The 12,634-nt window shown below is 35.3% G+C and carries 11 protein-coding genes and 1 other RNA gene; 6 read left to right on the top strand and 6 right to left on the bottom strand.

Annotation, left to right across the window (positions count from 1 at the left end; all coding sequences use genetic code 11):
• Window positions 1-9: 9 nt before the first annotated feature.
• The 4 genes from OMO38_RS18615 to OMO38_RS18630 all read right to left on the bottom strand — a co-directional run bounded on the left by OMO38_RS18615 (window position 10) and on the right by OMO38_RS18630 (window position 5,224).
• A complete protein-coding gene (locus tag OMO38_RS18615) occupies window positions 10-846 on the bottom strand; it encodes an alpha/beta hydrolase family protein (protein ID WP_264751680.1) in 837 nt (278 codons plus the stop codon).
• Between the two features lie 90 nt (window positions 847-936).
• Window positions 937-1,827: a ribokinase gene (locus OMO38_RS18620; RefSeq protein WP_264751681.1), complete on the bottom strand. Its 891-nt coding sequence runs from the start codon at window positions 1,825-1,827 to the stop codon at window positions 937-939.
• Between the two features lie 61 nt (window positions 1,828-1,888).
• Window positions 1,889-2,530, bottom strand: a complete 642-nt coding sequence (locus tag OMO38_RS18625; RefSeq protein ID WP_264751682.1) for a DUF4241 domain-containing protein — start codon at window positions 2,528-2,530, stop codon at window positions 1,889-1,891.
• 78 nt (window positions 2,531-2,608) lie between these two features.
• Window positions 2,609-5,224, bottom strand: coding sequence for a valine--tRNA ligase (locus OMO38_RS18630; RefSeq protein WP_264751683.1), 2,616 nt, complete (start codon window positions 5,222-5,224; stop codon window positions 2,609-2,611).
• Window positions 5,225-5,439: 215 nt separating this feature from the next.
• On the opposite strand from OMO38_RS18630, the gene OMO38_RS18635 reads away from it, so the two are divergent.
• The 4 genes from OMO38_RS18635 (at window position 5,440) to OMO38_RS18650 (ending at window position 7,956) form a co-directional block, all read left to right on the top strand.
• Window positions 5,440-5,898, top strand: coding sequence for a DUF1573 domain-containing protein (locus OMO38_RS18635; RefSeq protein ID WP_264751684.1), 459 nt, complete (start codon window positions 5,440-5,442; stop codon window positions 5,896-5,898).
• A 127-nt stretch (window positions 5,899-6,025) separates the two neighbouring features.
• The gene (locus OMO38_RS18640; protein WP_264751685.1) at window positions 6,026-6,895 is read left to right on the top strand and encodes a polyphosphate kinase 2 family protein; all 870 of its coding nucleotides are present in this window, start codon (window positions 6,026-6,028) and stop codon (window positions 6,893-6,895) included.
• A 125-nt stretch (window positions 6,896-7,020) separates the two neighbouring features.
• Window positions 7,021-7,392 carry a hypothetical protein gene (locus tag OMO38_RS18645; RefSeq protein ID WP_264751686.1) on the top strand — a complete coding sequence of 124 codons (372 nt, stop codon included), beginning with the start codon at window positions 7,021-7,023 and terminating at the stop codon, window positions 7,390-7,392.
• 6 nt (window positions 7,393-7,398) lie between these two features.
• Window positions 7,399-7,956, top strand: coding sequence for a hypothetical protein (locus OMO38_RS18650; protein ID WP_264751687.1), 558 nt, complete (start codon window positions 7,399-7,401; stop codon window positions 7,954-7,956).
• A 98-nt stretch (window positions 7,957-8,054) separates the two neighbouring features.
• Here OMO38_RS18650 and rnpB read toward each other — a convergent pair.
• Window positions 8,055-8,383, bottom strand: an RNA gene (gene rnpB, locus OMO38_RS18655) — RNase P RNA component class A.
• 175 nt (window positions 8,384-8,558) lie between these two features.
• Between rnpB and OMO38_RS18660 the strand changes: the two genes are divergently transcribed.
• Window positions 8,559-9,050: an RNA polymerase sigma factor gene (locus OMO38_RS18660; protein WP_047442405.1), complete on the top strand. Its 492-nt coding sequence runs from the start codon at window positions 8,559-8,561 to the stop codon at window positions 9,048-9,050.
• A complete protein-coding gene (locus OMO38_RS18665; protein ID WP_264751688.1) occupies window positions 9,043-9,717 on the top strand; it encodes a beta-carotene 15,15'-monooxygenase in 675 nt (224 codons plus the stop codon). Before OMO38_RS18660 ends, OMO38_RS18665 begins: the two co-directional genes overlap by 8 nt.
• A 54-nt stretch (window positions 9,718-9,771) precedes the next feature.
• Here OMO38_RS18665 and rpoN read toward each other — a convergent pair whose 3' ends face one another.
• On the bottom strand, window positions 9,772-11,235 hold the full coding sequence (gene rpoN, locus OMO38_RS18670; protein WP_264751689.1) for an RNA polymerase factor sigma-54: 1,464 nt from the start codon (window positions 11,233-11,235) through the stop codon (window positions 9,772-9,774).
• Window positions 11,236-12,634: the final 1,399 nt, after the last annotated feature.

Below are 12,634 nucleotides of genomic sequence, written 5' to 3' on the forward strand. Positions count from 1 at the left end.
CTACTTCATTCAGATTTCATTTAAAATAATCTTCCAAAGATTTTCATTGTAGCTTCTGAAAAAATTGATATGTCCTATTTCTCCTTTTTCAGATTCTGACGTTTTGATCAGTCTGTATGTCGGTTTTAGATTAGGATATGTATCGTTTAATAAAGATTTCACTCCTCTTTCCGTTAACCATACATCATCTTCAGCCTGAATGACAAAAACTTTTTGCTTTAAATTTTTTGAAAAATCATCAGTTTTAAGTAATAATTTGTTGGTCGATTTCCTGTTCAAAATTAAGATTCTCCAGTCATAAGCACAATTTTTTGGCAGACTTTCTCCAAGTCTAAACCATTGCGCTGGAAAATAGCCAAATAGCTCAGTGAATAATGGCTGTACAATCCCAAAACCCAAAAATGCTTCTATTTTTGTCTGCCACTTCAAATGTCCGATGAAGGCATTTTGGGTTCCTACAAATACAAATTCGTCAAACATTTCAGAATCTTTATTCATTCCCAGGATTAGTGCGCCCACTGAATGTCCAAGACAAAATTTCTTGTAATTTGGAAAATTCTTTACAATAAACTGTGTAACAGTGTTATAATCGTGGCTACCCCAAACTCTCATAGAAGCTTTGAAATTTCTCATCTTTTGCGGTTTCGACAGACCTATTCCACGATAATCATAGGTGATGACAGTGAATCCTTTTTCGGTAAAAAACTTTGCAAATGAAAAATAAATCTGCTGCTTCACACCTGTTGCCGAATTGATCAGTAAAAGTTTCTGGTTGCTTTGATCAGGCTTAAAAAGATGCGCTGTGATCTGAATTTCGTCATCTGTTTGGAGAAGCAGTTTTTCCATAGGATTTAAATAAAATATCCACCGTCAAAAGTGGATATTTTTATAATGGTATTGTCTGTATTTGTGAAATTTCGATATGCGGTAAATAATTTACTTTAGGAATTCTGAAAGCCTCGGAAGAGCCGTCTGAGCACCTTTGCCGAGCGAAACTTTTGATGAAACTTCATTTCCAAACTTCACGCAGTCCTCAATAGAATTCCCATGGCATAAAGCAATCGCAAAACCGGAAGTAAAAGCATCGCCCATTCCCATTTTGTAGACCATACTTTCATGCTCATTTCTGAAATATTTCATTTCTGTTCCGTCAAAATAAATCGTTGAATTGGTTTCATCTCTAATGAAAACTTTATTATAGTATTTCTTCAGAACTTTCTCTCTCTGATCTTCCCCAAAAATAATTTCTAATTCAGTGCTTTTGGCTATAATAAAATCAAGATTCTCAATCACCTCATTGCTTAGAGGCTGACCGGGAGAAGCATACAAACCGACTTTTTTACCGTAGTTCTTTGCTTTCTTTGCGGTATATTCTACTACATTCATTGGAATTTCTAACTGCAGAAGAATCAGATCTGACGAGTTGATATATCGGTCGGCTTCGTCGACATCCTGAACTTTAAGATATTTATTGGCAGCCGGAACTACCACAATTGCTGCATCGCCCGCTGAGCTCGTTACATAGGCAGTTCCTGTAGCATCCTGATCTGTTTCAGTAACGAAACCTACATTCACATTTTCTTCAACCAGATTTCTCATAATCTGCTGTCCCAGAGGATCTACACCTACACAGCCGATGAAATAAACACTGGCACCCAGTCTTGCTGTTCCCACAGCCTGATTAGCGCCTTTTCCGCCAAAATAATTATCGCAGTAACTCGCCATAACTGTTTCATTGGAAGACGGAATTTTATCGGTATATAAAATCAAATCTAAGGAGCAGCTGCCAACCACGATGATCTTGGGTTGTGTCGAAGAAAAATTCATAATCTGTATTTTTAGCTTTCAGTAAATTTAAACAACTTAATCTTACAAAAATTAAATATTTTTAATTTACTAAAATCTCTATAAATTCAGTTACAATTTTCACGGGTTGCCCCACCTTATCATAACCTACATAACTGGCGTAAAAACCTTCACCATATCCCGTTTCAAAACCGAAAATAGTTCCGGGAAGTTCTTCTGCCGGTTTTAAAAATGCATACTGATCAATCGCTCCGTTTTCATCAAAAAAATGCTCATGGAAAAACTCTTCATAAATTCCCATAAAATCATCTCCTTTTCTCTGATATAGTTTTTGCTCAAGATCGTTGAGACTTTTCTGTGTTTCCACATCCATAAAACAGCCCATTCCGCTTTCTACAGGATAACCGAATACTTCACCTTCAGCCAGATCCTTAATGTTCTGACTTTCAGTTGTTGCTAATTTCCATGAAGTAATTTCAGCATCACTGAAAATAATTTCAGCATAAGCAACGCAATTGCTTTCTCTTTCTTTATGCAGTAAAACAGCAAAGTCTCCTTTCGGAAAAACATCAGTAAAAGCCTGCATATCATTTGTAATCAACGGGTCGCAAGCAACAAGTTTGCCCGTTGAAAGGTATATTTTTCCCACATCAAAACTCTCAAGAAGAGGACTCTCTACAAAGTTTTTTGAGAATAGTTTTTTTATATTTTCTAGGTGTGTCATTATATTGATGGTGTTTGATGACAGAAGCTGGATGTTGGGTGCAGATTTACTTACAGCCAACATCCAGCTTTCTGCATCCTACAATGTTTTTAACTTTTCTTCCAAGATCGCAATCTTGTCCTGCGCATCTTTTTGTTTCTTGCGCTCCACTTCTACCACTTCAGGTTTAGCGTTGGCAACAAATTTTTCATTGGAAAGTTTTTTATCAACAGAAATCAGGAAGCCTTTCAGATATTTTACTTCTTCTTCTGTTTTCTTTTTTTCTTCTTCTAAATCTAATTTTTCACTTAAAGGAATTGAAACTTCAGTAGAACCAACCAGGAAGGTAAAGCTTGGTTTATCTGTTTTTTCGTTAAAATGAATTTCAGAAATACTTGCTAGTTTTTTAATGACTGCTTCGTTTTCAAAGCTCACAGCATTTGTATACACTTCAACAGCTTCTCTTGGCGAAATTCCTTTTGTCTGACGGTAATTTCTTACTCCTGAGATAATTTCTTCTGCAGTTTCAAAATTCTTAATAATCTCGTCATTAAAACCTTCTGCTTTCTTCTGCTGAGCAATGACCAAAGCTTCTTTAGGCGTTCTTTCTGAAATCAGCTGCCACAATTCTTCTGATAAAAATGGCATAAACGGATGCAGAAGTTTCATTAATTCTTCAAAGAAAACAATTGTCTGATTATACACTTCTCTGGAAATTCCTTCTCCATAATTTGGCTTAATCGCTTCAAGATACCATCCACAGAAATCATCTTTCACCAATTTTTGAATCAGATGTAATGCATCAGAAATTCTGAATTTGTCGAATTGATCGTTAATTTCAGCAATAGATTTGTTTAATTGATTTTCAAACCATTCAATCGCCTGATGATCTGAAGCAATAAGAGGCTTATCTTCTTTGTTCCAGTTTTGGGTCAGACGGAAAGCATTCCAGATTTTTGTCATGAAATTTCTTCCCTGAACCATCAAATCTTCATCAAACAACAGATCGTTTCCTGCAGCAGAGCTTAACAGGCTTCCAACACGAACGCCATCAGCACCATACTGAGAAATCAAATCTAAAGGATCTGGTGAATTCCCCAATTGCTTAGACATTTTTCTTCTCTGCTTATCTCTTACAATTCCTGTAAAATAAACGTTTTTAAAAGGAACTTCTCCTCTGAATTCTAAACCTGCCATAATCATTCTGGCAACCCAGAAGAAAATAATATCCGGACCAGTTACCAAATCCGAAGTTGGGTAATAGTAATTGATATCTTTATTATCGGGATCAAGCAGTCCGTCGAAAACCGACATTGGCCACAACCAAGATGAAAACCAGGTATCAAGCGCGTCTTCGTCTTGTCTTAGGCTGCTGGTTGTAAGCTGTTGGTTATTGGTTTTATCTTTAGCTAATGTTAATGCTTCTTCGATGTTTTCTGCAACTACGAAATCATTTTCGCCATCGCCATAGTAGAACGCAGGAATCTGCTGTCCCCACCAAAGCTGACGGGAAATGTTCCAGTCGCGGATGTTGTCCATCCAGTGTTTGTAGGTATTTTTAAATTTCTCCGGATAGAATTTTACTTCGTCATCCATCACAACATCCAACGCAGGTTTTGCAATTTCAGACATCTTTAAAAACCACTGAACAGAAACTTTAGGCTCAATCACGGCACCTGTTCTTTCTGAAGTTCCCACTTTATTTACGTAATCTTCTGCTTTCAACAAAAGATCGTTTTCTTCCAGTTCTTTTGCGATCTGCTTTCGTACGTCGAATCTGTTTTTTCCGGCATAATGCAAACCGTGATCATTCAGATTTCCATCATCATCCAAAGCATCAATCATTGGCAGATTGTGTTTTTGTCCGATTTCGTAGTCGTTAATATCGTGAGCCGGAGTAATTTTTAAAGCTCCTGTTCCGAATTCAATATCAACATACTCATCTTCAATAATCGGAATCACTCTGTTAACAATCGGTACAATTACATTTTCACCTCTTAAATGAGCATATCTCTCATCGTTTGGGTTGATGCAGACAGCAGTATCACCAAAAATAGTTTCAGGACGCGTTGTTGCAACTGAGAGGAACTCTTCTGTACCTTCAATTTTATATTTCAGGAAATATAATTTCCCATTCTGTTCTTTAAAGATTACTTCTTCATCAGAAATATTGGTTTTTGCTTCCGGATCCCAGTTTACCATTCTGTATCCTCTGTAGATAAGACCTTTGTTGTACAAATCAACAAAAGATTTGATAACCTGCTGAGACATTTTATCTTCGAGAGTAAAACGGGTTCTGTCCCAATCGCATGAGCAACCTAATTTTTTCAGCTGTTCCAGAATGGTTCCACCGTATTTATCAGTCCAGTCCCAGGCATGTTTCAAAAATTCTTCACGCGTGATGTCAGATTTATTAATTCCTTCAGACTTCAGTTTGGCCACAACCTTCGCTTCAGTAGCAATAGAAGCGTGATCTGTTCCCGGAACCCAGCAGGCATTAAAGCCCTGCATTCTTGCACGACGGACCAAAACATCCTGAATGGTATTGTTCAACATATGACCCATGTGAAGAATTCCTGTGACATTTGGCGGCGGAATTACGACCGTATAAGGTGGCTTCTCATTGGGTTCTGAGTGGAAATATTTGTTCTCCAGCCAGTAGTTGTACCATTTTTGTTCTGTTTCTTGTGGATTATACTTTTCTGAAATCTGCATAAATTCTGGTTTCTTTATCTTATAATCTGCAAAAATAGTTTAAAGTAAAAAAATGTGAGCATTAATTAAAATAATTTTTAACTTTGTTTCTCAAAATTTATCTAACAAACATACTAACATTCAAGAATATGAATCGCCAAAGGTCGACCTGTAAATCAGGCACCATAAAGATAAGCGGTATCATATAATCTTAAAAATTTAATAAATATCTACTTATGAAAACATTATTTGCAGGAATTGCATTATTCGGAACGATTGCTTTAGCATCTGCACAGACAATTACATTTGACAAAACAACTTACGAATATGGTGTAATTAAACCAAATTCTGACGGTACAAGATTTTTTAGCGTAACAAACACAGGTGACAAGCCTCTAATTGTTTCTAATGTAAAAGCATCTTGTGGATGTACAGTACCAGAATGGAGTACAGATCCTATCGCTCCGGGAAAATCTGCTAAAATCAAAGTAGGATATGCTACAGCAAACCCTGGAGCTTTCAACAAAATGATTGAAGTATTTTCTAATGACCCGGTAAACAGCAGAAGTGTAATCTACATTAAAGGTGATGTGAACGCTAACGCTCCTGAGCCTAAAGTTTTAACACCTGCAGAACAGAAAGCTGCTGATAAAGCTGAAAAGAAAGCTGCTAAAAAAGTAGCTGCTAAAAACTAATATTATTTCAAAATATTATATGACCGTCTCAATAGAGGCGGTTTTTTTGTTATATTTAGGTAAGATTAAAATCCTTTAAAAATAAACCGGGATTCAAATAAAATACATTCATCATAACATTTATAATATGGCAGATAATTTTTCAGACGACTTTCTAATAAAAAATAAATTCTCAATAAAGAAAGCCGCTACAGAATACAAAGGAAAACTCACCAAGGACGAAGGCACACAAATACTGATTCAAGAAAAAGAAAAACTTCGTGAACTGCAGGAGAAACTATACGCAGACGGAAGCAAATCTCTTTTGGTGGTACTGCAGGCAATGGATGCTGCAGGAAAAGACAGCTTAATAGAACACGTTTTTGGAGGTGTAAATCCTCAAGGCTGCAATGTGACAAGTTTTAAAACTCCGAGTTCTAAAGAGTATGCTCACGACTTTCTGTGGAGACATTATTTAGCATTACCTCAAAAAGGTATGATTGGAATTTTCAACCGTTCGCATTACGAAAGTGTTCTGGTATGTAAAGTACATCCTGAATATAATTTAAGCGAAAAAACCTGGGATTCTGTGAAAGATTTTGACAAAGAATTCTGGAAAAACCGATACGAAAGTATTAGAAATTTTGAAAAACATCTGGCTCAAAACGGAACAACCATCGTTAAAATATTTCTACATGTTTCAAAAGATGAACAGAAGAAAAGACTTTTAGACAGAATCAACGAACAGGAAAAAAACTGGAAATTTTCCGCAGCAGATCTTCCCGAGAGAGCTTTGTTTGATGAATACATGAACTGCTATGAAACTGCAATTAATGAAACGTCAAAAGATGAGGCACCTTGGTACGTCATCCCGGCTGACAATAAATGGTTTGCAAGATTGTCTGCCATCCAGATCATCATTGACACTTTGGAAAAAATGGATTTAAAATTCCCTCAACTTTCAAAAGAAGACAAAGCTGGATTGGACGAGGCTAAAAAGCAGTTGGAGAGTGAATAAGTAATATAATGAAATTCAGTACAAATTTTAATGTGTTTTTTAAACAAAAAAAAGTGATTTATTAAACAATAATTAATTATATTTGTGAATAACATTTTTTAAACACCAAAAATTAAATTTTAATTATGAAAAAACTCTTATTATTGACAGTATTCGCAACTGTTGTCTTAACTTCCTGTAGTGTCGAGGATAATATGATAACAACTTCAGAGAATATGAAAAGTACTGAAATGATAAATTTCAGAAAGGCAATCAAAACACTTGGTGATTCAGGGAATCGTATCACAGAAGAAGAAAAACAAAGCAATCAACTTAGTGACAAAAGAAAGGAGGCTCTCGTTCCAGCTTCTAAAGATCTGATCTTATCCACCGGTATCACAGAATCAGAGTTGATGTCAAGAACAAGAGGAAATTCGGGGTCAATCATAGTTTGGGCTTATAAGATTTACATGAACAAAACCGAGGAAATAAAAAAATCTCTACAATCACAAAACTAAATTACCATGAAAAAAACATTAATTTCAATCACATTATTTTCTTGTTTTATTGCTTATTCACAAATTCATGAGATAGCGATTTTTAACAATTCCAACACTTATAATTTAAAAGGAATAATCTCAGCAGGTGACACTTCTGGAACTAATTGCGGTTTAATCGTTAGCAATCAGGCTCCTTCAGGAATTGAGGTACCAATGGGAGGGGATGTAAGGTATACTGATTATAGAGGGCAGCGGTATTCTTCAACTTTTCCCGTTAGCGAATGGGTAGTGAACGATGGTACTAACCCACCTAAAGTACTGTATTTTGATGATCCTAATCTTACACACGATTTATCACCTATTACAGATTGGTCTACTCTTGAGTTTGATATGAAAGATAGTAACGGTACTAGCACATTTACCAGCTTTATTCAAAATCCAAATTATCCATGCGCTTCAAATCCCAGTTACGTGAACAGTACAGGTACAGGATTATCTCAAAACGTTGAAGCGTTTTGGTCATCAATGGTTGATCCTATTACAGGCAATACCATTTTATTAATAATTATAAACGATATTTAAAATATCTTTTTTAGGAATTGCTTATAGTATAGTATTGAATGCTAATAAAAAGACAGAGAAATTCTCTGTCTTTATTTTTGAACGTAAGGTCGTTTAAAATCACGAGAAAATCTGTAAGCCGGATTTTGTATCCCAAACAAGTCGGGATGCCTGTTATTTATCTGCGTTCTGCATTGCTGCAAAACTTGAGCTGATTACCCCTCGGCTTTCAGGACGAGCCGCCCCTATTCTCATTGCTGAGAAGAACCGATATACTTATCATTGCACCGCAAAGAGTTTACCTGGTTTCACTACAGCCGAACTGTACCTGCTTTCTGTTGCACTTGTCCTATCCTCACGGATGACGGATGTTATCCGCTTTGCTGCTCTATGGTGTCCGGACTTTCCTACCCTTACCGAAGTAAGAATCAACAAGCCGACTTTCTCGTGGCTGCAAAGATACGTGTTAATTTGAAAATTTGGTAATGAGATAATTTGAAAATTTTTATCTGCATGATAATCCGTCATATTGTTTACAAATAGGCTTTTATCATTCATTTTCAAATTACTAAATTTTTAAGTTTTCAAATTATATCATATCTTCGTGCCAATTATTTATTACTTTGATTTCTAAAGAGAAAGAATTTGCCCAGCTTATAAAAGATAATCAAGGTTTGATTATCAAAGTTTCACGGCTGTATACCAATTCTCTCGAAGATGAGGAAGATCTTTTCCAGGAGATTGTTTTGCAGTTGTGGAGAAGCTATGATTCATTTAAAGGAAATTCAAAAATTTCTACCTGGATGTACCGTGTTGCTCTTAACACGGCCATCACACTTTTCAGAAAGAAAAGTAAGAGTTTACCTACAAACGAACTGGATATCAATCACAGAGATTTTATAGAAGATGACGACGATAAGCAGCAACAGATTTCACTGCTTTATACTGTGATTAAAACGCTTCCGAATGTTGAGCGTGCGATTGTAATGATGTATCTGGATGATCTTCCCTATAAAGATATAGCTGAAAACTTGGGGATTACCGAAGTGAATGCACGTGTGAAAATGAATCGATTAAAGAAAGTCCTTAAAGAAAAAATGGAAAAAAATGCCTGAATTTGATTTAGATAGCTTTAAGAAAACCTGGCAGGAACAAGCTGTTGTACCAAAATATGACAACGAAGAGATTCTTCAGATGCTGAATAAAAAGTCACGCAATTACGTGAAATATATATTTTGGATCAGTGTGATAGAGTTTGTGCTTTTTACAGCTTTTGGATTATTTTACTTATTGCAGGATCAGGAAACGAACACTTTTCTCTCCTCTCTTCAAAAATTAGGAGTTGAGAAGAACAATCATATGCAGGATATTTTCGATAACGTTTACCTTGTAATAAAAATATTTACTTTATTTGTAACCGGATATTTTGTAGTTAAATTTTACCAGAACTACCGTAAAATAAAGGTAGAGGAAGATCTAAAAGAATTTATCTCGCGCATTATCAGATTCAAAAAAACAGTTAATGCATTTATTTTGATCAATATCTTAATCGTCGTTATTGTCACAGCTGCGCTTATCATTTTTGGGATCTATGCAATTCAACATGAAAACAATGAGCATTCGGGTTCATCAATCGTTGCATTTACCGTGAGTTTTATAATCAGTGCTGTACTCTGCGTTTTGATGATCTGGGCTTACTACCGACTTGTCTACGGAATACTAATCAAAAGACTTGATAAAAACCTTCAGCAGCTGAAGGAAATAGATTCCCAGGAAAAATAGAATCTAAAAAATAAGCATAAAAAAAGCATTTCAAATTTGAAATGCTTTTTTCGTTTATAATTCTTTCCTTAATCTGGCGACCGGAATATTTAACTGTTCTCGGTATTTTGCAATCGTTCTTCTTGCAATATTATAGCCTTGTTCTTTTAAAATAACCACTAAAGCATCGTCGGTTAGCGGCTTTCTTTTATTTTCTTTGCTGATGACTTCCTGCAGATGCATTTTGATTTCTTTGGTAGAAACTTCTTCACCGTCATCATTCGTTAAACTGTCAGAGAATAAATCTTTCAGATACAAAATTCCGTTTGGTGTATCTGCATATTTACTTTTTACAACTCTTGATATGGTTGAAATATCAAATCCGGTAATATCAGCAATATCTTTAAGAATCATCGGTCTCAAAGATTTTTCATCTCCGGTAATAAAATAATTATGCTGGAATTTTACAATGGCGTTAATGGTCTGCAGCAAAGTATTTTGACGTTGATTGATAGCATCAATATACCATTTTGCAGCATCCAGTTTTTGCTTAATAAATAAGGCGGCTTGTTTGTGCTCGGAAGAATTTTTATCGTGAGAATAAGTTGTTAAGATATCCTTATACTCTTCAGAAACCCGTAAAGTAGGTGCATTCTTGCTGTTAAGCATTGGGATTACCACTCCATCTTTTACAGAAATAACGAAATCCGGAATAATTTCCTGGTTGATCGTAATCGTTTGGGTATCAAAATTCCCTCCAACCTTCGGAGAAAGCTTGGCAATTTCCTCTAAAGCATCTTTCAAGTCTTCTTCTTCAATATCATATTTCTGGATGATCTTATTATAATGCTTATTGGTCAAGGCATCAAACTGATACCTCAATATACTTGCAGCAAGTGAGACAGCCTTATCAGAACTTATTTTCTTCTCGATCTGTAATAAAAGACATTCCTGCAGACCTCTCGCTCCAACACCGGAAGGATCCAATTTCTGAATATAATTTTCTAAAATATCTTCAACCTTTTCAATAGTCGTATAAATTCCCTGAGAGAATGCCAGGTCATCAACTATAGACTTCACTTCACGTCTCAGATATCCGTCTGTATCTAGATTACCGATGATATATTCTGCAATTTTCAAATCTTCCTGATTGATATTAATCAAATTGATCTGTTCCATCAGATAATCATACAGCGACTGCCCTTCTGTTAAAAGGCTTTCATTATCAAAATCTTCATCATCCGCCGAATAATTACTTGATGCAGTTTTATAATTGGGCTCATCATCATAAATATAATCATTGACATCGAAATCAGTTTCAATGCTTTCTGTACCTTCAGTTTCATAAGATTCCTCCAGTGACGAATATTCATCTTCTTTTGATTCTTCTTTCGCAACCTCTAAAGCAGGATTTTCTTCCAATTCTCTTTCCAATTCCTCTTCAAACTCTAAGGTATGAAGCTGAATTAACTTCATCAGTTGGATCTGCTGAGGAGCAAGTTTCTGTCCTAATTTAAGTTGTAAATGTTGTTTTAGCATATCTACTGTGATTTAACATAACGTATTCTACGAATTTAGTAAATATTTTTTGATAAAAATAACTTTTAGCACGATTTTTGTAGTAAGTTATATATATAAATATTATCCTTTAATATCTCATGCATTTTGTATGAGATATTTTTTTTAAAACAACATTAATCTGCTCTGAATTAGAAACCTGAGATCATAAGGTACACTTTTACTAATATTAATTTTCAGGAGCTTTATCCAGCTCTCCACTATATCTTTTTTGTGCCCTTGCTTTTGGCCAAACAACAAAAAAGGATGCCGTTGCGATCTGGGCTAGGGAGGAGTGGCGGACAAAGAGAATCTGTCGGTACTAACTTCTTTTACGTTTGATGTTCGATGTTCGATGTTCGATGTTCGATGTTTATACAAAATTAAGTTTTGTGAAGCAATTAAATATTTTCATAGATTTGTTTCTTTATTTTTAACTTCAGATACTCAAAACCTTTTAAGTATTAGATAAGATCATCTCAGTTAACAAATGTGATTTTAATAACCGCAGAGCGGTGCACTGTTCATAGAACAACAATTATCATCAATGCTAATCTGAGCTCCGAAGGAGCGGCCTGTTCTAAGATGAGTATTCGTGAAGGTACAATCGAAGTGATAACATCATTACAGAATGCACATAGCAGAACCACCAAAATTCCTGTCAGGTCTATACATTACCACCTAGCTTGGACGTACCTCTAAGTATATGTGTACTCAAATTCTTACTACTGTCGTTCAATCTAATTTCAATCATCGCTTGCGTAAACACTGTTTTAATAATCATATTAACAAGCTAATTTATCAAGGAATTTTTTGTTGAAATTATATTTTACGAAATAATAGCCGCAGAGCGGTGAACTGTTCATAGAACAACAATTATCATTAATGTTAATATGAGCTCCATAGGAGCGACTTGTTCCAAGATGAGTGTTTGTAAAAGTACAATCGAAAGTAATAGAATTATTCATAGAACACGCATCGCAGAACTATTAAATTCTTGAATAGGTTTATACCTTACCAATCGAAAGGAGACAGAGTTAGCACGCTTACCTGAAAAATTAAAAAATAATCTCGGCTCCTGAACTTACCTTTCTTTAAACGTAATATAATATTGAGATTCCTTTACCAAAAAGCTCGAACATTAAACACAAAACTCTAAACCCGAAACATCAATCTCACACCACGTACTAGGCTATTTTTACTTTTTACATTTACCTTTTGCCTTTTTCCTTGCCTTTTACTTTTTACTTTTCACCTGCCTTTTACTTTTTACATTTACCTTTTTCCTTGCCTTCTTCCTTTTTCACAGAAGTATATCACAAAAAAAATCCTCAATCAAGTAAATGATTGAGGATTTAAAAAAACTGGCGGCGACCTACTC

Origin of the sequence: Chryseobacterium kimseyorum (genome assembly GCF_025971945.1) — a bacterium.
Lineage (GTDB): Bacteria > Bacteroidota > Bacteroidia > Flavobacteriales > Weeksellaceae > Chryseobacterium > Chryseobacterium kimseyorum.